Source organism: Streptomyces sp. NPDC048496, assembly GCF_043200055.1.
Classification (GTDB): domain Bacteria; phylum Actinomycetota; class Actinomycetes; order Streptomycetales; family Streptomycetaceae; genus Streptomyces.
On record NZ_JBICXB010000060.1, the window covers coordinates 1 to 25,116 of the forward strand.

The 25,116-nt window shown below is 69.6% G+C and carries 14 protein-coding genes and 1 tRNA gene; 10 read left to right on the forward strand and 5 right to left on the reverse strand.

The features are described from left to right. Positions 1 to 238 precede the first annotated feature (238 nt). Positions 239 to 311, forward strand: a tRNA-Thr gene (locus ACGFSA_RS31245). 44 nt (positions 312 to 355) lie between these two features. On the opposite strand, the gene ACGFSA_RS31250 is transcribed toward ACGFSA_RS31245, so the two are convergent. Beyond that, entirely contained in the window at positions 356 to 1,261 is a 906-nt protein-coding gene (locus ACGFSA_RS31250; RefSeq protein WP_393309404.1) for an oxidoreductase, read from the reverse strand. 41 nt (positions 1,262 to 1,302) lie between these two features. Next, a complete protein-coding gene (locus ACGFSA_RS31255) occupies positions 1,303 to 3,930 on the reverse strand; it encodes a SpoIIE family protein phosphatase (protein WP_393309405.1) in 2,628 nt (875 codons plus the stop codon). A gap of 401 nt (positions 3,931 to 4,331) precedes the next feature. Here ACGFSA_RS31255 and ACGFSA_RS31260 point away from each other — a divergent pair, with 401 nt between their 5' ends. The 9 genes from ACGFSA_RS31260 to ACGFSA_RS31300 all read left to right on the forward strand — a co-directional run bounded on the left by ACGFSA_RS31260 (position 4,332) and on the right by ACGFSA_RS31300 (position 18,701). Continuing rightward, complete coding sequence (locus tag ACGFSA_RS31260) at positions 4,332 to 9,761, forward strand: HAMP domain-containing protein (RefSeq protein WP_393309406.1); 5,430 nt, start codon at positions 4,332 to 4,334, stop codon at positions 9,759 to 9,761. Between the two features lie 244 nt (positions 9,762 to 10,005). After that, positions 10,006 to 10,683, forward strand: coding sequence for a two-component system response regulator (locus ACGFSA_RS31265; protein WP_393309407.1), 678 nt, complete (start codon positions 10,006 to 10,008; stop codon positions 10,681 to 10,683). A gap of 165 nt (positions 10,684 to 10,848) precedes the next feature. Then, positions 10,849 to 13,611 carry a DNA translocase FtsK gene (locus tag ACGFSA_RS31270; protein WP_393309408.1) on the forward strand — a complete coding sequence of 921 codons (2,763 nt, stop codon included), beginning with the start codon at positions 10,849 to 10,851 and terminating at the stop codon, positions 13,609 to 13,611. Positions 13,612 to 13,815: 204 nt separating this feature from the next. Further along, positions 13,816 to 14,616, forward strand: coding sequence for a helix-turn-helix domain-containing protein (locus tag ACGFSA_RS31275; RefSeq protein WP_393309409.1), 801 nt, complete (start codon positions 13,816 to 13,818; stop codon positions 14,614 to 14,616). 123 nt (positions 14,617 to 14,739) lie between these two features. Further along, positions 14,740 to 16,218 (forward strand): 30S ribosomal protein S12 methylthiotransferase RimO, encoded by a 1,479-nt coding sequence (gene rimO, locus ACGFSA_RS31280; protein ID WP_393309410.1) that lies wholly within the window; start codon positions 14,740 to 14,742, stop codon positions 16,216 to 16,218. Then, the gene (gene pgsA, locus ACGFSA_RS31285; protein WP_393309411.1) at positions 16,215 to 16,919 is read left to right on the forward strand and encodes a CDP-diacylglycerol--glycerol-3-phosphate 3-phosphatidyltransferase; all 705 of its coding nucleotides are present in this window, start codon (positions 16,215 to 16,217) and stop codon (positions 16,917 to 16,919) included. The genes rimO and pgsA overlap by 4 nt, the downstream gene beginning before the upstream one ends. Further along, entirely contained in the window at positions 16,916 to 17,425 is a 510-nt protein-coding gene (locus ACGFSA_RS31290; protein WP_393309412.1) for a CinA family protein, read from the forward strand. The genes pgsA and ACGFSA_RS31290 overlap by 4 nt, the downstream gene beginning before the upstream one ends. A gap of 109 nt (positions 17,426 to 17,534) precedes the next feature. Next, positions 17,535 to 17,918, forward strand: coding sequence for a helix-turn-helix domain-containing protein (locus ACGFSA_RS31295; protein WP_018105285.1), 384 nt, complete (start codon positions 17,535 to 17,537; stop codon positions 17,916 to 17,918). A 468-nt stretch (positions 17,919 to 18,386) separates the two neighbouring features. Next, complete coding sequence (locus ACGFSA_RS31300) at positions 18,387 to 18,701, forward strand: hypothetical protein (protein ID WP_393309413.1); 315 nt, start codon at positions 18,387 to 18,389, stop codon at positions 18,699 to 18,701. Here the strand turns inward: ACGFSA_RS31300 and ACGFSA_RS31305 are convergent. From ACGFSA_RS31305 to ACGFSA_RS31315, 3 genes are all read right to left on the reverse strand, one after another. After that, positions 18,649 to 19,413, reverse strand: coding sequence for an SDR family NAD(P)-dependent oxidoreductase (locus tag ACGFSA_RS31305; RefSeq protein WP_393309414.1), 765 nt, complete (start codon positions 19,411 to 19,413; stop codon positions 18,649 to 18,651). The genes ACGFSA_RS31300 and ACGFSA_RS31305 overlap by 53 nt on opposite strands. A 36-nt stretch (positions 19,414 to 19,449) precedes the next feature. Then, on the reverse strand, positions 19,450 to 20,250 hold the full coding sequence (locus ACGFSA_RS31310; RefSeq protein ID WP_393309415.1) for a DNA-formamidopyrimidine glycosylase family protein: 801 nt from the start codon (positions 20,248 to 20,250) through the stop codon (positions 19,450 to 19,452). An 88-nt stretch (positions 20,251 to 20,338) separates the two neighbouring features. Continuing rightward, positions 20,339 to 25,006, reverse strand: coding sequence for a DEAD/DEAH box helicase (locus ACGFSA_RS31315; RefSeq protein WP_393309416.1), 4,668 nt, complete (start codon positions 25,004 to 25,006; stop codon positions 20,339 to 20,341). Between the last annotated feature and the right edge of the window lie 110 nt (positions 25,007 to 25,116).

The following is a 25,116-nucleotide window of genomic DNA, read 5'->3' on the forward strand; positions in this document are numbered from 1 at the left end:
CTGCAGGGGGGACCCTGTGGGAGAGTAGGACGCCGCCGAACAATTATTCCGGGAAAGCCCCGCACCTCTGGTGCGGGGCTTTTCTGCGTTCACGGGGCCGGCCGCCGTCGCGTCCCTGATCGTCGCGTCCCTGCAGTGCCCGCTGCTTCGCGTCGCTGGTCTTTCGGGCGTCCTCGCGCGTGGTTATGCATTTCCCTGAATTCGGGGTATGCTCTATCTCGTTGCCGCAGGGCAGCAGGCCCCAATAGCTCAGTCGGTAGAGCGTCTCCATGGTAAGGAGAAGGTCTACGGTTCGATTCCGTATTGGGGCTCAGCCAAAGCGAAAGGTCCCCACCAGTGGTGGGGACCTTTCGCTTTACCCCTGGAGCGAGTCGAGGCGAGCCAGTTCGTCTGCTGAAAGGCGCAGCGCGGCCGCGGCCACGTTCTCCACGAGGTGGTCCGGATTGCCGGTCCCAGGGATGGCCAGTATGTGCGGGCCCTGTTGCAGGGTCCAGGCCAGGCGGACCTGTGCGACCGTCGCGCTGTGCGCGCGAGCGATGGTGCGCAACACCTCGTCGCCGCTCCAGTCGGCGGCACTCGCCCCCTGCTCGCGGCCTTCGCCTGCGATGGCGAAGAAGGGCACGAACGCGATGCCTTGCCCTCCGCAGAGCCGCAGGATGGCGTCGGCATCCGCGGACCTGGACTGGAGGCCGTAGCGGTTCTGCACGCAGACCACCGGGGCCACGGACTGTGCCTCGGCAAGGTGTTCGCTGTTGATGTTGGAGATGCCGAGGTGGCGGATGAGGCCGGCCTCGCGGAGCTCGGCCAGAGCGCCGAAGTGCTCGGAGACCGAATCCTGGCCCATGAAACGGAGGTTGACCACATCGAGGTGGTCGCGGCCCAGCTGGCGCAGGTTCTCCTCCACCTGGCCGCGCAGCTCCTCCGGCCGGGCGTGGGGCTGCCATGCGCCCGACGGGTCCCGGACCGGGCCGACCTTGGTGGTGATGACCAGCTCCTTGGGATACGGCGCAAGTGCCCGGTTGATCAGTTCGTTGGCCGAGCGCAGCGACGAGAAATAGAACGCTGCGGTGTCGATGTGGTTCACACCGAGCTCGATCGCGCGCCGGAGCACTCCGATCGACTGCTCACGGTTGCTCGGCGTGCCGAGGTCGAAGGCGGCGCTGCCGGTCAGGCGCATTGCGCCGAAACCGAGACGGTTGACGGTCAGGTCGCCGAGCTGCCACGTGCCCGCGGCATCCGCGGCGATCATCTCTGAAGTCATGATCCGGAGTCTGTCAGAGGCGACTCACCGATGAAGCGCAGTCAGACGGCGGGCGGTTCAGGGACACGCATGGCCAGGATGGCCATGTCGTCGGAGGCGGGGTCGGCGGCGAAGCGCTCCACCGCCCGCAGGACACGGCCCGCCACCGCACCGGCCGTCAGGCCCGTACATCCTGTGAGCACAGCGGCCAGACCGTCGTCGCCGAGCATGCGAGTGCCTTCACGGCGTTCCGTGACGCCGTCCGTCACGCACAGCAGGACGTCGCCCGGGTCGAGGGTGAGGGTCTGTTCGTACAGTTCGAGGCCCTCGATGACGCCCAGCAGCGGCTGCGGTTCGGCCGCGGCCTCGACCGTGCCGTCCTGGCGCAGGCGCAGGGGAAGGGGGTGCCCAGCGCACACCACCTTCAGCAGGGCGCTGCCGTCCTCCTGGGGCCACAGCTCCCCGTAGAGCAGGGTGAGGAAACGACTTCGGGAGCCCTCGTCGAGAATCGCGGCGTTGAGGCGCTCCAGGACGGCGGGACCGCCGAAGCCCTCGCGGGCGAGCAGGCGCAGGGCGTGGCGCGCCAGCCCTGTGACGGCCGCGGCCTCCGGGCCCGTACCGCAGACGTCACCGATGGCGAAACCGTAGGCGCCGTCGCGGATCGGGAAGACGTCGTAGAAGTCGCCACCGACTTCGTTGCCCTCGCCCGCTGCCCGGTAGATGACCTCGATCTCGACATTGGGGACGTCGGGCAGGCCCGGGGGCAGCAGGCTGCGCTGGAGGGACTGGCTGATCGCCATGCGTTCCGAGTAGAGGCGGGCGTTGTCGAGGGCGAGCGCGGCGCGGCGGGACAGGTCCTCGGCGAGTTCGAGGATCTCTTGACGGAAGTGGTCGTCGGACGGCTTGCCGAGTGTGAGCATGCCGATGACGCGGTTGCGGGCGACGAGCGGGAGGACCACTGTCTCGCCTCCCACCGCAGCCGCGGTGGCCAGGGTCGTACGGATGCCGGAGCCGAGACCGTCTGACCGGTCGCGGCCGAGACTGCGCATGGAGGCGCGCAGGGCGGCCTCGTGGGCCGCCTCGGAGGGGGCGGCCCAGACGTGGGCGCCAGGGGTCGGCACGGAGTCCGGCGGGGAGATCTGGGAGAGCAGGGCCTTGAGGCCGTCGATGAGTTCTTCGTCCTCGTGGAGGACGTACGAGAGGTACGGCTCCGAGGACTGGTCGGCGATCGTGTAGACGGCGCACCAGGTGGCCAGGGTGGGGACCGTCATCTGGGCCATCAGGGCAAGGGTCTGGTCCCGGTCGAGGGTGCCGGCGAGGAGGTCGGACGCCTCGACGAGGAAGGACAGCGAACCGCGGCGGAGCCGTTCCAGTTCGCCGAGGCGGGCCGATTCGACGGCGAGCGCGATACGGTCCGCGGCGAACTGGAGGCGCAGGGCCTCCTCGTTGGTGTACCGGCCGGGCGATTCCGTCGCGACGCCCAGGGACCCCGTGAGGCGTCCTTCGACCTTCAGCGGGACGGTTACGACGGAGCGCATACCCGTGTCGCTGAGCAGCGGCACGGCGCCGGGGACGACCGTGAGGTCTTCGTGCACGGCCGGCATCCGGGCGGAGCCGTACCGACCCGTGCCTGCTTCCACGGGGACGCGGGCGAAGCGCTGACGGGCGGACGGGAGGCCGGTCGTGGCCCGGACTTCCAGCTCGGTCTCGTCATCGGTGGCCAGCAGCAGGAAGGCCGAATCCGCGTCGAGCATGTCGCGGGCCCGTTCGACGGTGCGCTGGAGCAGTCCGTCGAGGTCGTCGGGGGCGGGGGAGCCGATGAACACCTCGAAGGGGTCCGTCGTGCGGCTCTCGGAGCCCGCGTCGGTGACCGGGGCGCGCACCGGTGACTGGAGCACGGCACGTTCGTGGTCGCGGACCAGAAGACAGACCGTGGACGGTTCGCCCTGGGTGTCGCGGACTCTGAGGTGGGAGGCGTACACGGGGAGGGTGCGGCCGTCGGCGCCCCGGATGCCGTAACTGCCTTCCCAGCGGGAGAGCTGGAGCGCGTCGGCGATTCCGGTGCTGGTGCCGGGGGTGTGCGGCCAGGCGGTGAAGTCGGTGAGCTGTTTGCCGGTGACCTGTTCCACGGTGTGGCCGAAGAGGAACGCGGCGTCGTCGTTCCACCCGGCGATGGAACCGGAGTGGTCGATCTGTACGACGGCGACCCGGACGCGCTCGTCCGCGACCGGGAGGAGGTCGACGGGGAGCAGCGGGCCCGCGGAACGGATACCCACCGGGCGCTCGGGAAGATCGAGCTGGAACCAGACCTGTTTGTGCGCCGGGGTGTACTCGACGCCCCACCGGGAAGCGAGTGCCGCGCAGAGCAGCAGACCGCGGCCGCCCTCACGATCGGGGCTGCCGAAGTCGAGTCCGGTGCTCTGGAGAGGGATCTCCCGTTCCGGGTAGTGGTCGGAGACCTCGACCCGGACGCCGTCCGCCGTACGCAGGCACAGAACATCGGCGGCGGTGCCTGCATGCACCACAGCGTTGGTCACGAGCTCGCTGGTGAGTACGACCGCGTCGTCGACGATGTCGGTGTACCCCCACCCCTGCAGGGTGTCACGGACAAAGGCGCGGGCGGTCGCGACGGAGCGCCCGACCGGGTCGAAGGTGGCAGCCGCGCGCGCGGTGATCACAGCACTCCCCATATGGTGTCTCGTCGCTTCCCCGAGTCCTGTGCCCGTTTCTCGCCGCTTCGATTCGCCTGCCAGGCTAGACGCTCGCTCCCGGTGTCGGGTACACGAGGGCCGACTTCGGGCAAGCACGACCAGGAAACGGTGTCCGGTCGGACAAGTGTGGTCTTCCCAACGGAGAGATGTGGGACAACCGTTGGAGGTTCCACGTCGATCAGTTCCGGCCTGGTAGCTTTCAACGATTTGACGTCCGCATGGTCACCCGTCGACGGTGGACCGTGGCGGTGAGCCAATGTGGAACTGGGCAAGATCCCAGGCAAGGCCCGAGCGATACGGTCAACCCCTGCGGGAGGGACACGGTGGAGTCTGGCGTGGCGGCGCGGGGATCAGGAACGCGCACAAAAGGCGGACAGTCCGTGAAGAAGCAGCGCAATGGAACCATCGAAGTGGACGCCGCGGCGCTCAACAGACTGCTGGCCGGCCTGGTGGCGATGCGCGACGGGAATTTCCGCAGGCGTCTGACCGTCTCCGGCGTGGGGCCGATGGCGGAGATCGCGGCGGTCTTCAACGAGGTCGCCGACCGCAATCTCCACCTCACCGGCGAGCTGGCCCGGGTACGTCGCGTGGTCGGGCGTGAGGGGAAGCTCACCGAGCGCCTGGAGACAGGGGCCTGCGAGGGCTCCTGGGCCGCGGCCATCGATGCCTCGAACGAGCTGGTCGACGACCTGGCGCGGCCGGTCTCGGAGGTCGGGCGGGTGCTGTCGGCGGTGGCCGACGGTGATCTGGAACAGCGGATGGAACTCCGGTCGCACACGGCCGACGAGACCGTGCGCCCGCTGCGCGGCGAGTTCCTGAAGGTGGCCCGTACGGTCAACAACCTGGTCGACCAACTGTCGGCATTCACCGAGCAGGTGACGCGGGTCGCGGTCGAGGTGGGTACCGAGGGCAAGCTGGGCGGACAGGCCCAGGTGCGCGGAATGTCCGGTTCCTGGAAGGACCTCACGGACTCGGTCAACACCATGGCGTACCGGCTTACCGCGCAGGTGCGGGACATCGCCCTGGTGACGACGGCGGTCGCCAAGGGCGATCTGTCGCGGAAGGTCACCGTTCACGTGGCCGGCGAGATGCTGCAGCTGAAGAACACCGTCAACACGATGGTCGACCAACTGTCGTCGTTCTCCTCCGAGGTGACCCGGGTCGCCCGTGAGGTGGGCACGGAGGGTGAGCTCGGCGGGCAGGCGACGGTGCCCGGTGTGGCCGGGGTGTGGAAGGACCTCACCGACTCCGTCAACACGATGGCCGGGAACCTCACCTCGCAGGTGCGCGGGATCGCGGAGGTGACGACGGCGGTCGCCAGTGGCGACCTGTCGCAGAAGGTCACCGTGAGCGCCCGTGGCGAGGTGGCGCAGCTCGCCGAGACGATCAACCAGATGACCGAGACGCTGCGGACCTTCGCGGACGAAGTGACGCGGGTGGCCAGCGAGGTCGGTGGCGAGGGGCTGCTTGGCGGGCAGGCGCAGGTGCCGGGTGCGGCGGGTACGTGGAAGGACCTCACGGACTCGGTGAACACGGTCTTCCGGAACCTGACGACGCAGGTGCGGGACATCGCGCAGGTGACTACGGCGGTGGCCAGCGGTGACATGACGCAGAAGGTCACCGTGGATGTGGCCGGCGAGATGCTGGAGCTGAAGAACACCGTCAACACGATGGTGGACCAGCTCCAGTCCTTCGGTTCGGAAGTGACCCGGGTCGCCCGGGAGGTCGGTGTCGAGGGCCGGCTGGGCGGTCAGGCCGAGGTGCCGGGTGCGGCGGGTACGTGGAAGGACCTCACGGACTCGGTGAACACGGCGTTCCGGAACCTGACGGGTCAGGTGCGGGACATCGCGCAGGTGACGACCGCGGTCGCGAACGGTGACCTGTCGCAGAAGGTCACCGTGGATGTGGCCGGCGAGATGCTGGAGCTGAAGAACACCGTCAACACGATGGTGGCGCAGTTGTCGTCCTTCGCCGATCAGGTGACCCGGATGGCGCGGGACGTGGGCACGGAGGGCCGCCTCGGCGGTCAGGCGCGGGTCGACGGCGTCTCCGGTACCTGGAAGGAGCTCACCGACTCCGTCAACTTCATGGCCGGGAACCTGACCTCCCAGGTGCGTCAGATCGCGCAGGTGACCACGGCGGTCGCCCGGGGCGATCTGTCACAGAAGATCGACGTGGACGCCCGCGGCGAGATCCTCGAACTGAAGAACACCATCAACACGATGGTGGACCAGCTCTCCGCCTTCGCCGACCAGGTGACCAGGGTGGCCCGCGAGGTGGGCACCGACGGTCGGCTCGGCGGTCAGGCGCAGGTCCCCGGCGTGGCCGGGGTGTGGCGCGATCTGACCGACTCGGTGAACGGCATGGCGGGGAACCTCACCGCTCAGGTCCGTAACATCGCGCAGGTCGCCACCGCGGTGGCGCGCGGTGACCTGTCGCAGAAGATCGACGTCGACGCGCGCGGCGAGATCCTGGAGCTGAAGAACACCCTCAACACGATGGTGGACCAGCTCTCGAACTTCGCCGAGCAGGTGACGCGGGTCGCCCGTGAGGTGGGTACGGAAGGCATCCTGGGCGGCCAGGCCGAGGTGCAGGGTGTGTCCGGTACGTGGAAGGACCTCACCCAGTCCGTCAACGGCATGGCGAACAACCTGACCTTGCAGGTCCGCAACATCGCCGAGGTCACCACCGCGGTCGCCAAGGGCGATCTCTCCAAGAAGATCACCGTCGACGCCAAGGGCGAGATCCTCGAACTGGTGACGACCGTCAACACGATGGTCGACCAGCTGCTCAACTTCGCCGACGAGGTGACGCGGGTCGCCCGTGAGGTGGGTACCGAGGGCATCCTGGGCGGTCAGGCGCGGGTGCGCGGCGCGACCGGCATCTGGAAGGACCTCAGCGACAACGTCAACCTGATGGCCAACAACCTGACCAGTCAGGTGCGGAACATCTCCCGGGTCTCGTCCGCGGTCGCCAACGGCGATCTGACCAAGAAGGTCACCGTCGAGGCGCGTGGCGAGGTCGCCGAGCTCGCCGACACCGTCAACACGATGGTGACGACGCTGTCCTCGTTCGCCGACGAGGTGACGCGAGTCGCCCGCGAGGTGGGTACCGAGGGCGAGCTGGGCGGTCAGGCGCGGGTGCCGGGCGTCTCCGGTACGTGGAAGGACCTCACCGAGTCGGTGAACTCGATGGCGTCCAACCTGACCGGCCAGGTGCGCCAGATCGCCACGGTCACCACCGCCATCGCCAAGGGCGATCTCACCAAGAAGATCGACATCGACGCGCGTGGTGAGATCCAGGAGCTGAAGAACACCATCAACACGATGGTCGACCAGCTGTCGTCCTTCGCCGAGCAGGTGACCCGGGTGGCCCGTGAGGTGGGCACCGAGGGTCAGCTGGGCGGTCAGGCGCGGGTCCGGGACGTCGACGGAACCTGGCGCGATCTCACCGAGTCCGTGAACGAGATGGCCGGGAACCTGACCCGTCAGGTGCGGGCCATCGCGGCCGTCGCCACCGCGGTGACCCGTGGCGACCTCAACCTCAAGATCGATGTGGACGCGGCCGGCGAGATCCAGGCCCTGCAGGACAACATCAACACGATGATTGCCAACCTGCGCGACACCACGGCCACCAACAAGGAGCAGGACTGGCTCAAGGGCAACCTCGCCCGGATCTCCGGTCTGATGCAGGGACGCCGTGATCTGGACGACGTCGCCTCGCTGATCATGAGCGAGCTGACCCCGGTCGTCTCGGCGCAGCACGGGGCGTTCTTCCTGGCCATGCCGACCGGTGACACCGACGCGGTGGTGGCGGACGCGGACCAGGAGGGTGCGTACGTACTCCGCATGCGGGGCAGCTACGGCTACTCCGCAGGCTCGATGCCGACGTCCTTCCGGCCCGGCGAGACGCTCATCGGTACGGCGGCGGAGGAGAAGCGGACGATCCAGGTGGACAACGTGCCGCCGGGCTATCTGAAGATCTCCTCGGGCCTCGGCGAGGCACCGCCGGCACATGTGATCGTGCTGCCGGTGCTCTTCGAGGGGCAGGTCCTCGGCGTGATCGAGCTGGCCTCGTTCCAGCCGTTCACCCACATCCAGCGGGACTTCCTCAACCAGCTCGCCGAGATGATCGCGACCAGCGTCAACACGATCAGCGTCAACACCAAGACGGAGAAGCTCCTGGAGCAGTCGCAGGAGCTGACCGAGCAGCTGCGCGACCGCTCTCAGGAACTGGAGAACCGGCAGAAGGCGCTCCAGGCGTCCAACGCCGAACTGGAGGAGAAGGCCGAACTGCTGGCCCGGCAGAACCGCGACATCGAGGTGAAGAACACCGAGATCGAGGAGGCGCGGCAGGTCCTGGAGGAGCGTGCCGAGCAGCTCGCGGTCTCGATGCGCTACAAGTCCGAGTTCCTGGCGAACATGTCGCACGAGCTGCGCACGCCGCTCAACTCACTGCTCATCCTGGCCAAGCTGCTCGCGGACAACGCCGAGGGAAATCTCTCCCCGAAGCAGGTGGAGTTCGCCGAGACGATCCACGGCGCGGGTTCCGACCTGCTGCAGCTGATCAACGACATCCTCGATCTGTCGAAGGTCGAGGCGGGCAAGATGGACGTCAGCCCGACCCGGATCGCACTGGTCCAGCTGGTCGACTACGTGGAGGCGACCTTCCGGCCGCTCACCGCCGAGAAGGGGCTCGACTTCTCCGTACGGGTGTCGCCGGAACTTCCCGCCACGCTGCACACGGACGAGCAACGGCTCCTCCAGGTACTGCGGAACCTCCTTTCCAACGCGGTGAAGTTCACCGACAGCGGCGCCGTCGAGCTGGTGATCCGGCCGGCCGGCGCGGATGTGCCGAACGCCATCCGCGAGCAGCTCCTGGAAGCCGGTTCGCTGCGTGACGCCGACGCCGATCTGATCGCGTTCTCGGTCACCGACACCGGGATCGGGATCGCGTCCAGCAAGATGCTGGTGATCTTCGAGGCGTTCAAGCAGGCGGACGGTACGACCAGTCGCAAGTACGGCGGTACGGGGCTCGGGCTGTCCATCAGCCGGGAGATCGCCCGGCTTCTCGGTGGCGAGATCCATGCGTCGAGCGAGCCGGGCCGCGGCTCGACCTTCACGCTGTATCTGCCGCTGCACCTCAGCGAGCTGCCGCCGCAGGGCTACCCGCAGATCGGCCCCGGATCCATCGAGGCGCACGGTGCCGCGGCCGGGAACGGTCTGGTCCCGGAGACGGGTTCGGGGACGGCGCTGCACGAAGCGGCCGGTTCCGCGGGGCTGTTCCGGCGGCGTCGCAAGGCACTCGGCGGGGCGGAGCGCCGGACCGCGCTGCCGCCCAGGACCGCCGGGCACACCGAGCTGGCTGCACCGGCCCAGGAGTCGTTGACCCCGTCCGGCCAGGAGGAGCCCGAGGCCCGCAGGGTCTTCCGGTTCAACGGCGAGAAGGTCCTCATCGTCGACGACGACATCCGTAACGTCTTCGCGCTCACCAGCGTGCTGGAGCAGCACGGGCTCTCGGTGCTGTACGCGGAGAACGGGCGCGAGGGCATCGAAGTCCTGGAGCAGCACGACGATGTGACGGTCGTGCTGATGGACATCATGATGCCGGAGATGGACGGCTACGCGACGACGACGGCGATCCGCAGGATGCCGCAGTTCGCCGGGCTGCCCATCATCGCGCTGACCGCGAAGGCGATGAAGGGCGACCGGGAGAAGGCGATCGACTCCGGTGCTTCCGACTATGTCACCAAGCCTGCCGATGCCGATCATCTGCTCTCCGTCATGGAGCAGTGGACGCGCGGAGAGTGATCGCCTCTGGAGCGAATCGCGATAGGTTGCTGATCGACTGTGTTCGAAGGGGTGTGAGAACGCGGTGGACGGGGAACCTTCTGGTCTCCCACCGCGTTTCCGGTACGTGCACAGTGACATCTCGGTGACAGGGTGTGGTGACGGGCGGGGTGCGGCTACCATGACCGGCACAAGGACGGACGGCGTAAGGGAGTCGTCCCCTGGGGCGGCGCCCGGTGCTATTCCGGGGCGAGGAGGACGGGCCATGGTGCAGAAGGCCAAGATCCTCCTGGTCGATGACCGGCCGGAGAATCTGCTGGCGCTGGAGGCCATCCTCTCCGCGCTCGATCAGACGCTGGTACGGGCATCGTCAGGGGAGGAAGCGCTCAAAGCGCTGCTCACGGACGATTTCGCGGTCATCCTGCTGGACGTCCAGATGCCGGGCATGGACGGTTTCGAGACCGCCGCGCACATCAAGCGGCGGGAGCGGACCCGGGACATCCCGATCATCTTCCTCACCGCGATCAACCACGGTCCGCACCACACCTTCCGGGGTTATGCGGCCGGCGCGGTGGACTACATCTCGAAGCCGTTCGATCCCTGGGTGCTGCGCGCCAAGGTCTCGGTCTTCGTCGAGCTGTACATGAAGAACTGCCAGTTGCGTGAGCAGGCGGCGCTGTTGCGGCTGCAACTGGAGGGCGGCGGCCACCCCGGCGCCGACCAGGAGAAGGAGCCTGCCGGTCTGCTGGCCGAGCTCTCGGCGCGCCTCGCGGCCGTCGAGGAGCAGGCGGAGGCGCTCTCCAAGCAGCTCGACGACGAGTCGGCGGACGCCGCCGCCGTGGCCACCGCGGCCCATCTCGAACGGAAACTGACCGGACTGCGGCGCGCGCTCGATGCGTTGGAGCCCGGCACCGGAAGCGGCACGGCGGTGCTTCCCTCGTAACGCCGCCGCTCGCCGAACCACCTGGCCCGGGAACCGGGTTCGGGGACGGCCGCTCGATCCGCCCTGGTGAGAGCGTGTCAGTTTCCGGTCTCTGTAGGGCGACACGGTCGGGTGAACCAAGAGGGGCACGTGTTCACGGCGGCCAACACCGGTAACCTCGGCCCCATGGCCTCACGTACGTCCGGCAAGGGTTCCCAGGGCACGGCGGGCACCGCGAAGCGTCCCGGCCGTACCGCGGGCCCAGCGAAGAAAGCCGCGCCCGCGAAGAAGACCACACCCGCGAAGAAGGCTCCGGCCAAGAAGGCGGTGGCGAAGAAGGCGGCTGCGCCCCGGCCCGCACCGTCTCCCACCGGGGGTGTGTATCGGCTGGTGCGCGCCGTCTGGCTCGGTGCGGCCCACGCCGTCGGTGCGATGTTCCGCGGCATAGGCCGCGGTGCCAAGGGACTCGATCCCGCACACCGCAAGGACGGCGTCGCGCTGCTGCTGCTCGGTCTCGCGTTGGTCGTGGCCGCGGGCACCTGGTCGAATCTGCGGGGGCCCGTCGGCGACCTCGTCGAGATGCTCGTCACCGGCGCCTTCGGGCGGCTCGATCTGCTCGTACCCATACTGCTCGGCGCCATCGCCGTACGGCTGATCCTCTACCCCGAGAAGCCCGAGGCCAACGGCCGTATCGTCATCGGACTCTCCGCCCTGGTCATCGGCGTGCTCGGGCAGGTCCACATCGCGTGCGGATCGCCCGGACGCGGGGACGGCACCGAGGCGATGCAGGACGCCGGCGGACTCATCGGCTGGGCCGCCTCCAAGCCGCTGGTCTTCACCATGGGCGAGGTCCTCGCCGTACCGCTGCTCCTGCTGCTCACTGTCTTCGGTCTGCTCGTCGTCACCGCGACCCCGGTGAACGCGATCCCGCAGCGGCTGCGGCTGCTCGGCTCCAGGCTGGGGATCGTCGACCCGGTGTACGACCCCGAGGCGGAGGGCGAGAGCGACGACGAGCGGTACGACGAGCAGTGGCGCGAGGCGCTTCCCGCCCGCTCGCGGCGCTCGTCCGGGCGCCGCTCCGAGGCGCCCGAGGAGTACGCCCCCGAGCAGGCGGAGGCCGAGGCACTCTCCAAGCGCCGCAGGCCGCGCAGGCCGTCCGTGCAGCCCGCGATGAACCGCACCATGGACGCGGTGGATGTCGCCGCGGCCGCGGCCGCGGCGCTCGACGGCGCGGTGCTCAACGGCATGCCGCCCTCGGCGATCGTCGCCGACCTGACCCAGGGCGTCTCCGTCGAGCGTGACCGCGAGCGCTCGGGCACTCCGGTGCCGGGCGCCCGCGAGGCGGAGCCGGGCACCGGGGCGGGGAAGGGCGCGGCGACCTCCGGCGGTGTACCCGATCTGACGAAGCCCGCCCCCGATGCGTCACAGTCCCAGCCCCTGCCCGCCCGCGCCGAGCAGCTGCAACTCTCCGGCGACATCACGTACGCGCTGCCCTCGCTCGATCTGCTGGAACGCGGCGGTCCGGGCAAGACCCGGAGTGCTGCCAACGACGCGATCGTCGCCTCCCTGACCAACGTCTTCACCGAGTTCAAGGTCGATGCCGCCGTCACCGGCTTCACCCGCGGACCGACGGTGACACGGTACGAGGTGGAGCTCGGCCCGGCCGTGAAGGTCGAACGGATCACCGCGCTGGCCAAGAACATCGCGTACGCCGTCGCCAGCCCCGACGTCCGGATCATCTCGCCGATCCCGGGGAAGTCAGCCGTCGGCATCGAGATCCCCAACACCGACCGGGAGATGGTCAACCTCGGCGATGTGCTGCGCCTCGCGGACGCGGCCGAGGACGACCACCCGATGTTGGTCGCGCTCGGCAAGGACGTCGAGGGCGGCTACGTGATGGCCAACCTCGCGAAGATGCCGCACGTGCTGGTGGCCGGTGCGACCGGTTCCGGCAAGTCGTCCTGCATCAACTGTCTGATCACCTCGGTCATGGTGCGGGCGACCCCGGACGACGTGCGGATGGTGCTGGTCGACCCCAAGCGCGTCGAACTGACCGCTTACGAGGGCATCCCGCACCTGATCACGCCGATCATCACCAACCCGAAGCGCGCCGCCGAGGCCCTGCAATGGGTCGTACGGGAGATGGACCTCCGGTACGACGACCTCGCCGCGTTCGGTTACCGGCACATCGACGACTTCAACCAGGCCGTGCGCAACGGCAAGGTCAAGCTGCCGGAAGGCAGCGAGCGCGAGCTCTCGCCGTACCCGTATCTCCTGGTGATCGTCGACGAGCTCGCCGACCTGATGATGGTCGCTCCACGCGACGTCGAGGACTCCATCGTCCGCATCACCCAGCTGGCGCGCGCCGCCGGTATCCACCTGGTGCTCGCGACCCAGCGGCCGTCGGTCGACGTCGTCACCGGTCTGATCAAGGCGAACGTGCCCTCCCGGCTCGCCTTCGCGACCTCGTCGCTCGCCGACAGCCGCGTGATCCTGGATCAACCCGGCGCCGAGAAGCTCATCGGAAAGGGTGACGGACTGTTCCTGCCGATGGGTGCCAACAAGCCCACCCGCATGCAGGGTGCCTTTGTCACCGAGGGCGAGGTCGCGGCCATCGTCCAGCACTGCAAGGATCAGATGGCGCCGGTCTTCCGCGAGGACGTGGTGGTCGGCTCCGCCAAGAAGAAGGAGATCGACGAGGACATCGGCGACGACCTCGATCTGCTCTGCCAGGCAGCCGAACTGGTCGTCTCCACCCAGTTCGGGTCCACCTCGATGCTCCAGCGCAAGTTGCGGGTCGGCTTCGCCAAGGCAGGCCGGCTGATGGACCTGATGGAGTCGCGCAACATCGTCGGACCGAGCGAGGGGTCCAAGGCGCGCGACGTCATGGTGAAGCCGGACGAGCTGGACGGGGTGTTGGCCCAGATCCGCGGGGAAACAGCGTCGTAAGGGTGGGAAGAGCAACCGTTTCGTCGGGTCGTACGTCAATTTGACTGGAGGGACAGCAGAATGTACTTCCACGGGGCGGTCCGGCGAATGGGACAGTGTTCGAATCTGATGGCGTACAAAGTCCTTTCTCCCGGTTGCCCCACCCTTTCGTACCACCCCTAGACTGAACACCCAGCAGGTGGCTCACGCTCGAAAGGCGCCCCCGTGTCCATCGGCAACTCCCCCGAAGACGACCGGCCTTCGATCGGTCGAGTGCTCCAGCAGGCTCGAATCGCCGCAGGTCTCACGGTCGAAGAGGTCAGCTCGTCCACCCGGGTGCGCATCCCCATCGTGCACGCGATCGAAGAGGACGACTTCACCCGCTGTGGCGGCGATGTATACGCCCGCGGCCATATCCGTACGTTGGCGCGTGCCATCGGCATCGATCCGGAACCGCTGGTTTCGCAGTACGACGGCGAGCACGGCGGCCGACCCGCGCCCACACCGGCGGCGCCGCTGTTCGAAGCCGAGCGGATCCGTTCCGATCCCCGTCGGCCCAACTGGACCGCGGCCATGGTCGCGGCGATCGTCGTCGTCATCGGCTTCGTCGGCTTCACCTTCTTGAAGGGTGGCGACGACAGCGGTACGAACACCCAGGTCGCGGAGGGCTCGACGCCCAACACGAACAGTCCCAAGCCCAAGCCCACCAAGACCGCCGACCCCAAGCCCGTACCCTCCGACAGCGCCATCGCCGCGGCCCCGCGGGACAAGGTGACGGTCAAGCTCAGTGCCACTCAGGGCAAGAGCTGGATCTCCGCCAAGGACCACAACGGGCGGATGCTCTTCGACGGTCTGCTGCAGAAGGGCCAGTCCAAGACCTTCCAGGACAAGGAGCGCGTCGACCTCGTCCTCGGAGACGCCGGTTCGATCGAGCTCTTCGTCAACGGCAAGAAGGTCGAGGACAAGTTCCAGCCGGGTCAGGTCGAACGGCTCACGTACACGAAGGGCGACCCCGAGGTCGGCTGACCGACAGCACGTGGTGACACGAGCGCCCGGCCGTCCAGCCGGGCGCTCGACCCGTTGTTACTCGCTGTCACAGGGGAACCCTGCTCGGCGGGGCCAGTGCCAGGACAAAGTAGTCTTGAGCCCATGCCCGAACGCCGTACCGTCGCCCTTGTCACTCTTGGCTGCGCCCGTAACGAGGTGGACTCGGAGGAGCTCGCAGGCCGCTTGGCAGCGGACGGCTGGGAGCTCGTCGAGGATGCCTCCGACGCGGATGTCGCCGTCGTCAACACCTGTGGGTTCGTCGAGGCCGCCAAGAAGGACTCCGTCGACGCACTCCTCGAAGCCAACGATCTGAAGGACCACGGCCGGACCCAGGCCGTGGTCGCCGTCGGCTGCATGGCCGAGCGCTACGGCAAGGACCTTGCAGAAGCGCTGCCGGAAGCCGACGGAGTCCTCGGATTCGACGACTACGCCGACATCTCCGACCGCCTCCAGACCATCCTCAACGGGGGCATCCACGCCTCCCACACCCCGCGTGACCGGCGCAAGCTGCTGCCGATCAGCCCGGCCGAGCGGCAGGACGCCGCCGTCGCGCTGCCCGGACACGCGCAGGAAGCCGCCCCGGCCCCCGCGGACCTTCCGGACGGCGTCGCTCCGGTCTCCGGGCCGCGCGCCCCGCTGCGCCGCCGGCTGGGCACCAGCCCGGTCGCCTCGGTGAAGCTCGCCTCCGGCTGCGACCGCCGCTGCTCGTTCTGCGCCATCCCGTCCTTCCGCGGTTCCTTCATCTCGCGGCGCCCCTCGGACGTGCTTCAAGAGACCCGCTGGCTGGCCGACCAGGGCGTCAAGGAGGTCATGCTGGTCTCCGAGAACAACACCTCGTACGGCAAGGACCTCGGCGACATCCGGCTGCTGGAGACGCTGCTGCCGGAGCTCGCCGACGTCGACGGGATCGAGCGGATCCGGGTCAGCTACCTGCAGCCCGCCGAGATGCGGCCCGGTCTGATCGACGTACTGACCTCGACGCCGAAGGTCGCCCCGTACTTCGACCTCTCCTTCCAGCACTCCGCCCCCGGTGTGCTGCGGGCGATGCGCCGCTTCGGCGACACCGACCGCTTCCTGGAGCTCCTGGAGACCATCCGGAACAAGGCGCCGCAGGCCGGTGCGCGGTCGAACTTCATCGTGGGCTTCCCCGGGGAGACCGAGGCGGACCTCGCCGAGCTGGAACGCTTCCTCACGGGTGCGCGGCTCGACGCGATCGGCGTCTTCGGTTACTCCGACGAGGAGGGCACCGAGGCGGTCGGTTACGACAACAAGCTGGACGCCGACGTCATCGCGGAGCGGCTCGCGCACATCTCGCAGCTGGCCGAGGAGCTGACCTCGCAGCGCGCCGAGGAGCGGCTCGGGGAGTCTCTGCAGGTGCTGGTCGAGTCCGTCGACCCCACCGAGGACGAGCCGCGGGCGGTGGGACGTGCTGCCCACCAGGCACCCGAAACGGACGGCCAGGTGCTCTTCACCGCACGCGAGGGTCTCGCGCCGGGCCGTATGGTCGAGGCAAAGGTGGTGGGCACCGAAGGAGTGGACCTGGTGGCCGAGTGTTCCGAACTTGCGGAGGCGGCCAGATGACGGGAGCCCCGGCATCCGCGGCAGGCGGTTCCGGCGCGAAGCCGGTCCGCGGCGGCAAGCTGGGCACTGCGGCCGTCAATCAGGCCAGCCTGTGGAACATCGCCAATATCCTCACCATGGCGCGGCTGCTGCTGGTGCCGGGTTTCGTCGCCCTGCTGCTTCACAACGGCGGCTACGACCCCGCCTGGCGGTCCTTCGCCTGGGCGGCGTTCGCCATCGCCATGATCACCGACCTCTTCGACGGTCATCTGGCGCGTACGTACAACCTGGTCACCGACTTCGGGAAGATCGCCGACCCGATCGCCGACAAGGCGATCATGGGGGCCGCGCTGATCTGCCTGTCGTACCTCGGTGATCTGCCGTGGTGGGTCACCGGCCTGATCCTCTTCCGCGAGATCGGCATCACGCTGATGCGGTTCTGGGTGATCCGGCATGCGGTGATCCCGGCCAGTCGCGGCGGGAAGATGAAGACGCTGGCACAGGGGACGGCCGTCGGGATGTACGTCCTGGCGCTGACCGGCCCGCTCGCCACGCTGCGCTTCTGGGTGATGGCGGTGGCCGTCGTGCTGACGGTCGTCACCGGACTCGACTACGTGCGTCAGGCCGTTGTGCTGCGGCGCCAGGGCCTGGCGGCCGAACGGGCCGCAGCGGCGGCTGCCGAGGCGTCCGAGGTCCGTGGCCAGGCGGAGGCCGAGCGGTGACTGCCGCGGCCCGGGTGCTGCAGCAGCTCGTACGGCGAGGGGAGACCCTCGCCGTCGCCGAGTCGCTGACCGGCGGCCTGGTTGCGGCGGAGCTGACTTCCGTACCCGGTGCCTCGCGCTCCTTCCGCGGGTCCGTGACGGCCTACGCGACGCCACTGAAGCGGGATGTGCTGGCCGTGGACGGGGCCCTGCTGGCAGCGCGCGGAGCCGTGGATCCCGAGGTCGCCCGGCAGATGGCGATCGGTGTCCGACGGATTCTCGGTGCAGACTGGGGAGTGGCGACCACCGGCGTCGCGGGACCCGATGAACAGGACGGAAAGCCGGTCGGAACGGTCTACGTCGCCGTGGCAGGGCCGGACGGCGCGGAGAAAGTGGCCGCGCTGCGGTTGAACGGTGACCGGGCGGACATCCGTAGAGAGAGCGTACGGAGCCTGCTCGAACTGCTCTCCGGAGAACTCGACGACAATGCGAGCGCACAGGATACGGAAGAGAACGGGGGGAATTGATGTTTGCAGCCCTGAGTGAACACGACATCGCTCCCCGCACGGCCGCAGCGCGAGGCGGTACGGTGGGGCGTGAAGGATGCGGCTACGCGGTCCGAGGAGGGAGCCACCGATGATTCTGCTCCGTCGCCTGCTTGGTGACGTGCTGCGTCGGCAGCGCCAGCGCCAAGGCCGTACTCTGCGCGAAGTCTCCTCGTCCGCCCGAGTCTCGCTCGGCTATCTCTCCGAGGTGGAGCGGGGGCAGAAGGAGGCATCCTCCGAGCTGCTCTCCGCCATTTGCGACGCGCTTGACGTACGGATGTCCGAGCTCATGCGTGAAGTGAGCGATGAGCTGTCGCTGGCTGAGCTGGCCGAGTCGGCAGCAGCCAGCGATCCGGTGCCAGTGCCGGTACGCCCGATGCTCAATTCCGTCTCCGTGACGTCGGTGGCAGGTGTGCCGACGGGAAGGGTGACGATCAAGGCACCCGCGGAAGCGGTGGATGTCGTCGCCGCCTGACCCGCGCGGTCCGGTGTGAACCAGAGCCCCGGCCGGCCCCTTCGCGGGGTGGCCGGGGCTCTGGTGTGTGTGGACGCCGCCGTCAGGGACTCGCGCGCCGTTCCGGATGCGTGCGCCGGTCGACGAAGCTTGTGTCCTCAGGATGCCCCGCGTCCGGAGCACCGCTTCAGCTCATCCACTGCGTGGAAGCAGCTGCCCTTCGACGGCCGCACGGAAGGTTCTGGATGCGGCTTTGGTGGTCCCGGGCGAGACTGCAGAGAGGAACACCACGGTCACCGGGATCGCAGTGCCTGAGCGGTATCGGTTCCGGAGCGCTGTTCCGTGCGCAGCTCGGGCCGTGAACCTGCGGCAACACGCCTGGACGAGTCAGACGGAGAGCGCGTAACGGTGTCCGCCCCGGACATGCGCGCCGGTACGCCCTCCCGCTGGGCGATCGGGCCGGACTAGATTCGGCCGGAGGAGGCAGCCATGGTACGGAGATGGGTGCCCGCGCTCGTTCTCGGCGGGGTGTGGTGGTGGGCCGTGCTCCGGCTGGTCCTTCAGCCGGAACATGCCGGGCTGATCGAGGGCGCGGTGACGGCAGGCGGGTGGGGGCTCAGCCTCCTGCCCGTCCATGTGGCCGCGAGTGTCCGGCCCACGGGAACGCTCAGGGCCCGTGCGGAGGCGATCGGTGCCGCCGCGGGCGCGTGGTGCGTGGCCGGGGCGCGCGGTGTCGAGACAGCCTGGCGTACTACCAGGGCATGGCGACGCCGCCGTTCGGACGGAGAATCTGACCCGTCATGAAGGCCGACGCATCGGATGCGAGATGCAGGACCGTGTGGGCGACGTCCTCGGGCTCACCTACCCGGCCGAGCGGGGATATCCGTACCATCGCGCCCTCGGCCCGGTGCTGCTGCTCCGCGTCGTGGCGGGCGGTCATCGGCGTACGGATCCAGCCGGGGGCGACGGCGTTGACGCGGATGCCCTGAGGGCCCAGCTCGGTCGCCAGGGTCCTGGTCAGCTGGACGACTGCCGCCTTGGCCGCGCTGTAGCAGAGCAGGCCCGGACTTGAGGCGTCGACCGCGCCCGAGGCCATGGTGATCATCGAGCCGGGTGCGCCGCGAGCGATCATGCTGCGGGCGACCTCCTGGCAGGCATACAGAACCCCCTTGAAATTGACGGCCATGACCCGGTCGAGGTCCTCGTCAGCCGTCTCCAGAACGCTGCTCGTATGCATGATTCCGGCGACGGCGGCCAGGATACCGACCTCACCCGCTGTGGCGACCGCGCTCCTGAGCTGACTGCGGTCGGTGACATCGAGGGGATGGGCGTGGGCTTCGCCACCCGCCGCAGAGATCATTTCCCGGGTCTCCAGCAGGCCCTTCTCGTCGAGGTCCGCGCAGTGGGCGGTGGCTCCCGCCTCCGCGAGCAGGACGGCGCAGGCTCGGCCGATGCCGCCGGCCGCTCCGGTGACGAACGCGGATCGGCCGGTGAGGTCGTACGCGGTGAGAGGCATGTCCGGACCGTACGACTGAATCTGACGGTGCGTCAACTACGGTGTGGGGCCTGATTGGCAGCGGGGGCACCAGTAGGCGGGGCGGGTGTTCTGCTCCGCCACGCGGATGGGGGTGCCGCAGCGCAGACAGGGGCGGTGTGTCCGGCCGTAGACCCAGAGACGCTCACGGGGGCCGTAGCCGTCGGGCTGTGCTCGGGTGGTCGTGCGGACCGTGCGGTTGCGGTTGGCTTCGAGGAGCTGCTTGGCCGTGGTGACCAGACGGGCGGCGGTGGAGGCGGGCAGCTCACCGACGGGGAGCCAGGGGGTGGCGCGCGCGAGAAAGCAGAGCTCGGCCTTGTAGATGTTGCCGATACCGGCCAGGTTGCGCTGGTCGAGGAGGGCTTCGCCGAGGGGACGGGCGGGATCGGCCAGCAGGTTGCGCAGGGCGGTGTCGGGGTCCCAGCCGGGGCCCAGCAGATCGGGCCCGAGGTGGCCGACTGCCTTCTCCTCGTCGGCTGTGCGGAGGAGCTCGAGAACGGGGAGCCGGTAGCCGACCGCGGTGTGGTGGGCGGTGGAGAGGACCGCGCGGATCTGGTGGCCCGGGCCGCCGCGCCAGCGCTCGTGCGGAGCGTAGAGGCGCCAGGCGCCGTCCATCCCGAGATGGCTGTGCAGGGTGAGGCCGCCCTCGATCCGGGTGAGGAGATGCTTGCCGCGCGGGGTGACGTCGAGAACGGTCCGGCCCGTGAGGTCCGCGGTGGCGAAGCGGGGGACGCGCAGGTCGGAGTGGGTGAGGACCTGACCGGCCAGCACGGTGTGCAGACGCTGGGCGGTCTGCAGGACGGTATCTCCTTCGGGCATATCTCCATGATGCGTGGTGCGAGGTGGGCATGCGGGCGGGTATCGGTGGATGTGTGCGGCGGTGTGCGGGCTGAGGTGCGGTGCGGGGTCACGCGCGCAGGCGGAGGCCTCTTGGAGTGGCGTGGAATCCGGCCGTCTCCAGCGTGCGGCCCAGCGGCGAGGTCAGGGATGAGGCGCCGTTGGTGCGCTCCACCGTGACCGTGCCGAGTGCCCCGGCGCGCGCTGCACCGGCCAGCGCCTCGGCCGCCGCCCGGAGCGCGGGGTCCTCCGGGTCGGTCGGCCAAGCGATCAGCGTCTTGCCGCCGCGCTCCATGTACAGCGTCAGTTCGCCGTCGACCAGGACGACCAGGGCACCCGCTTTGCGCCCCGGTCTGTGTCCGGCGCCGTCCGGTGGTTCGGGCCAGGACAGGGCCGCGCCGTACGCATTGGCCGGGTCGGCGGCCGCGAGAACCAGGGCGCGGGGCGCCGAGCCCGGTTCCGCACGGTCGCGGGCGGTGGAGACCGCACGGAGCCGGTCGACCGCGCCGTCCATCGCGAACTGGGCCGCCCCCAGACCCTCGACGACATAGCCGCGGCGGGCCTGCCCGTTGTCCTCGAAGGCGGCAAGGATCCGATACGTCGCGGCAAAGCCGCCCTCGACGCCCTCGGCCTGAACCGCGCCACGGGTCACCACACCGTGCCGGTCGAGGAGGGTGCGGGCCAGGGCGTGGGCGCGGTGCGTGGGATCGGCCTCGGTTCCGGGCAGCAGGGACCAGCGGCCCGAGACGGTGGGCGGACCGGTGCGCGACGCGGGGCGGGCCGTGGCGGTGAGCGAGCCGTAACGGCCGCGCGGGACGCTGCGCTTGGCGCGGTGGGCCGTCGATCCCGCCGTGCGTCCGGAGCCGAGTAGCGAGCGCAGCGGAGCCAGCGTGTCGTTGGTCAGACGGCCGGACCAGGTCAGGTCCCAGAGGGCGTCGGCGAGTTGCGGATCGGTGCAGTCCGGGTGCGTGGTGGCGCGCACCTGATCGGCGATCTGCCGGAAGAACAGCCCGTATCCGCCGGTCAGTGAGGTGAGGACGGATTCGTGCAGCGCACTGAGTTCGAGCGGGTGCGGGGGTGGGAGGAGCAGGGGTGCGCTGTCGGCGAGATAGAGGGACAGCCAGCCGTCCTTGCCGGGAAGGGCACCCGCACCGGCCCAGATCACCTCGCCGGTGGTGGTGAGTTCGTCGAGCAGGGCCGGGGTGTACCCCGTGATGCGTCCCGGCAGGATCAGCTTCTCCAGCGCCGACGCGGGGACGGGAGCGCCCTGCAACTGCTCGATGGCGCGTGCAAGTCCGTCGATTCCTCGCAGGCTGTTGTTCCCGAGATGCTGCCACTGCGGAAGGAAGCCGGCGAGGGCTGCGGGCGGGACCGGCTCCAGCTCCTGGCGAAGGGCGGCGAGCGAGCGGCGGCGGAGCCGGCGCAGCACCGCGGCGTCACACCACTCCTGGCCGATGCCGGCGGGGTGGAACTCGCCCTGCACAATCCGGCCCGAGGCGGCGAGCCGCTGCAGCGCGCCGTCCGTGACGGCGGTGCCGAGGCCGAAGCGGGCAGCCGCCTGGGTGGAGGTGAACGGGCCGTGCGTGCGGGCATAGCGGGCAAGGAGATCGCCGAGCGGGTCCTTCACCGGCTCGGTGAACGCCTCCGGGACGCCGACGGGGAGGGCCGTGCCCAGCGCGTCCCGCAGCCGGCCGGCGTCCTCGATCGCCGCCCAGTGGTCGGCTCCACCGATCCGGACCCGGATGGCCCGGCGGGCCGAGGCCAGCTCCGCGGCCCAGGGCTGCTCGGCGCCGCGCTCGGCCAACTCGGCCTCGGTGAGCGGGCCGAGGATGCGCAGCAGATCGGCGACGCCTTCGATGTCCTTGATCCGGCGGTCCTCGGTGAGCCACTGGAGCTCCTGCTGCAGCTCGCCCAGCACCTCGGCGTCGAGCAGCTCGCGCAGTTCCGCCTGGCCGAGAAGCTCGGCGAGGAGATGGGAGTCCAGCGAGAGTGCGGCCGCCCGCCGCTCGGCCAGCGGTGAGTCGCCCTCGTACAGGAACTGCGCGACGTAGCCGAAGAGGAGCGAGCGGGCGAAGGGCGAGGGCTCCTGGGTGGTCACCTCGACCAGACGGACGCGGCGTGCTTCGAGGTCGCCCATCAGTTCCACGAGCCCGGGAACGTCGAAGACGTCCTGAAGGCATTCGCGGACCGCTTCGAGAACGATCGGGAAGGAGCCGAACTCGGAGGCCACCTGGAGGAGCTGGGCGGCACGCTGGCGCTGCTGCCAGAGCGGGGTGCGCTTGCCGGGGCTGCGACGGGGCAGCAGCAGGGCGCGCGCCGCGCACTCGCGGAAGCGGGAGGCGAACAGGGCCGACCCGCCGACCTGGTCGGTGACGATCTGGTTGATCTCGCCCTGGTCGAAGGCGACGTCCGCGGCGCCGACCGGAGGCTGGTCGCTGTCGTATGCCGCGGCCGACGAGGCAGCCGGTTCCCGGACCGGGTCCCCGGACGGATCGAAGGACGGATCGAAATCCAGGAGGTCCAGGCCCATCATGTCGGCGTCGGGGAGCCGCAGCACGATGCCGTCGTCGGCATGCATCACCTGGGCATCCATGCCGTACCGCTCGGCGAGGCGCGCACTCAGAGCCAGCGCCCAGGGGGCGTGGACCTGTGCGCCGAAGGGGGAGTGCACGACGACCCGCCAGTCGCCCAGCTCGTCGCGGAAGCGCTCGACGAGGACGGTCCGGTCGTCGGGGACATGGCCGCAGGCGGCGCGCTGCTCGTCGATGTACGACAGGACGTTGTCGGCGGCCCAGGTGTCGAGACCGGCGGCGAGCAGCCGCGACCTGGCGTCCTCGGGCGACAGTCCGCCGATCTCGCGGAGGAACGCGCCCAGCGCGCGGCCGAGCTCCAGCGGGCGACCCAGCTGGTCGCCCTTCCAGAACGGCAGCCGTCCCGGAACGCCCGGGGCGGGCGACACCAGGACCCGGTCGCGGGTGATGTCCTCGATCCGCCAGGATGTGGTGCCCAGGGTGAAGACATCGCCGACCCGGGACTCGTACACCATCTCCTCGTCCAGCTCGCCGACCCGGCCGCCGCCCTTCTTGGGGTCGGCCCCGGCGAGGAAGACGCCGAAGAGCCCGCGGTCGGGGATCGTGCCGCCGGAGGTGACGGCGAGCCGCTGGGCGCCGGGGCGGCCCGTGACCGTACCGGCGACGCGGTCCCACACCACGCGCGGACGCAGCTCGGCGAAGGCATCGGACGGATAGCGGCCCGCCAGCATGTCCAGCACGGCCGTGAACGCCGACTCCGGGAGCGAGGCGAAGGGGGCCGCGCGGCGGGTCACGGCCAGCAGGTCATCCACCTGCCAGGTGTCCAGGGCGACCATGGCGACCAGCTGCTGGGCCAGCACGTCCAGCGGGTTCGACGGGATCCGGAGCGCCTCGATCGAGCCCGTGCGCATCCGCTCGGTGACCACCGCCGACTGCACCAGGTCCCCCCGGTACTTCGGGAACACCACTCCGGTGGAGACCGCGCCGACCTGGTGGCCGGCACGGCCGACCCGCTGCAGCCCGGAGGCGACCGACGGCGGCGACTCCACCTGGATCACCAGATCGACCGCGCCCATGTCGATGCCCAGCTCCAGGCTGGAGGTGGCGACCACGGCGGGCAGCCGGCCCGCCTTGAGGTCCTCCTCGACCTGGGCGCGCTGCTCCTTGGAGACCGAACCGTGGTGGGCGCGGGCGAGCAGCGCGGGGGCGCCCTTCGACGCACCGGACTCGGCCATGATCCCGGCGGGGGAGTGGGCCTCCGGCATGGTCTCGCCGGTGGCCCGCTCGTACGCGATCTCGTTGAGCCGGTTGCACAACCGCTCCGCGAGACGGCGGGAGTTGGCGAAGACGATGGTGGAGCGGTGTGCCTGGACCAGATCGGCGATCCGCTCCTCGACATGCGGCCAGATCGACGGCTTGTCCGCCTGGCCCGCCTGGTCCGGGTCCGTGGCGGGAGAACCGCCGAGTTCGCCCAGATCCTCCACCGGCACGACCACCGACAGATCGAACTGCTTGGTGGACGGCGGCTGGACGATCTCCACCTTCCGCAGCGGGGAGAGGAACCGCGCCACCTCGTCGACCGGACGGACTGTCGCCGACAGACCGATCCGCCGCGCGGGACGCGGCAGCAGCTCGTCGAGGCGCTCCAGCGATACGGCGAGATGGGCGCCCCGCTTCGTACCGGCGACGGCGTGCACCTCGTCCAGAATCACCGTCTCGATCCCCGACAGGGCCTCACGCGCCGACGACGTCAGCATCAGGAACAGCGACTCGGGGGTGGTGATCAAGATGTCCGGCGGGCGGGTCACCATGGAGCGGCGCTCGGCGGGCGGGGTGTCGCCCGACCGGATGCCCACCCGAACATCGGGCTCGGGCAGCCCGAGGCGCACCGATTCCTGGCGGATGCCGGTCAGCGGCGAGCGGAGGTTGCGCTCCACATCGACCGCGAGGGCCTTGAGCGGCGACACATACAGCACGCGGCAGCGCTTCTTCGCCTCGGCGGGCGGCGGAACGGCCGCCAGCCGGTCCAGCGCGGCGAGAAACGCGGCGAGCGTCTTGCCCGATCCGGTGGGCGCGACGACCAGCACGTCCGAGCCCTCGCCGATCGCCCGCCAGGCGCCCTCCTGCGCGGACGTCGGCGCGCTGAAGGCACCCGCGAACCAGTTGTGGGTGGCGGGGGAGAACGCATTGAGAGCAGAGCCGGCCATGTCCCCCATCGTGCACCCGACCACTGACATTGATACTCGTAGCCGGGTTCCGGTGGTCGTGGCTCCACCACTGACTGACGCCCTGCTGGGCTGTCCTCCGGTTGTTCTGT

Bases quoted from the DNA above. Each gene is read 5' to 3' on its own strand.
- ACGFSA_RS31300 (WP_393309413.1), top strand. From the start codon at position 18,387: ATGGTACGGAGATGGGTGCCCGCGCTCGTTCTCGGCGGGGTGTGGTGG.
- ACGFSA_RS31305 (WP_393309414.1), bottom strand. From the start codon at position 19,413: ATGCCTCTCACCGCGTACGACCTCACCGGCCGATCCGCGTTCGTCACC.
- ACGFSA_RS31295 (WP_018105285.1), top strand. From the start codon at position 17,535: ATGATTCTGCTCCGTCGCCTGCTTGGTGACGTGCTGCGTCGGCAGCGC.
- ACGFSA_RS31310 (WP_393309415.1), bottom strand. From the start codon at position 20,250: ATGCCCGAAGGAGATACCGTCCTGCAGACCGCCCAGCGTCTGCACACC.
- ACGFSA_RS31265 (WP_393309407.1), top strand. From the start codon at position 10,006: ATGGTGCAGAAGGCCAAGATCCTCCTGGTCGATGACCGGCCGGAGAAT.
- ACGFSA_RS31315 (WP_393309416.1), bottom strand. From the start codon at position 25,006: ATGGCCGGCTCTGCTCTCAATGCGTTCTCCCCCGCCACCCACAACTGG.
- pgsA (WP_393309411.1), top strand. From the start codon at position 16,215: ATGACGGGAGCCCCGGCATCCGCGGCAGGCGGTTCCGGCGCGAAGCCG.
- rimO (WP_393309410.1), top strand. From the start codon at position 14,740: ATGCCCGAACGCCGTACCGTCGCCCTTGTCACTCTTGGCTGCGCCCGT.
- ACGFSA_RS31250 (WP_393309404.1), bottom strand. From the start codon at position 1,261: ATGACTTCAGAGATGATCGCCGCGGATGCCGCGGGCACGTGGCAGCTC.
- ACGFSA_RS31270 (WP_393309408.1), top strand. From the start codon at position 10,849: ATGGCCTCACGTACGTCCGGCAAGGGTTCCCAGGGCACGGCGGGCACC.
- ACGFSA_RS31255 (WP_393309405.1), bottom strand. From the start codon at position 3,930: ATGGGGAGTGCTGTGATCACCGCGCGCGCGGCTGCCACCTTCGACCCG.